Source organism: Lamprobacter sp. (genome assembly GCF_034860625.1).
Classification (GTDB): Bacteria; Pseudomonadota; Gammaproteobacteria; order Chromatiales; family Chromatiaceae; genus Lamprobacter.
Genome location: NZ_JAYESN010000760.1, coordinates 1 through 459, shown reverse-complemented (window position 1 = coordinate 459; position 459 = coordinate 1). Strand labels below are relative to the sequence as shown.

Below are 459 nucleotides of genomic sequence, written 5' to 3'. Positions count from 1 at the left end.
TTCCGGGAGCGCCCCCAGTAGTGGGTAAAGCCAAGCAGGTCGAAGCTGCGCTCAGGCTGTGAGCGCGGCTCCTGGTCTGCCCTTGGTGGGCTGCGAAAGTCCACCAGCCGGGTCTTCTCAGGGTGCAAGGTTAACCCAAAGCGCGCTAAGCGCTTGGGCAGCACCTCCAACACCCGCCGAGCGTCGTCTTCCCGCTCAAAGGCCAGGGTCGCATCATCGGCAAACCGGATCAAAAAGGCCCGGCCACGCAGACGCGGTTTGACCTCGCGCTCGAACCAGGTGTCGAGCACTTCGTGCAGGTAAAGATTCGACGCCAGTGGGCTGATCACCGCCCCCTGCGGACTGCCCCGCTCGGGATAGCGGATCACCCCGTCGTCCATGACCCCGGCATGCATCCACTTGCCCAGGACGCGGCGGATCACGCCGTCACGCACCCGTTGGTCGAGAAAGGCGTTGAGA

The 459-nt window shown here is 64.5% G+C and carries 1 protein-coding gene; it reads right to left on the bottom strand.

Translation table 11 applies throughout. From position 1 onward, the window contains the following. Positions 1–459 (bottom strand): reverse transcriptase domain-containing protein (locus VBE63_RS31175; RefSeq protein ID WP_323686805.1); only part of this gene is annotated, 459 nt, incomplete at both ends.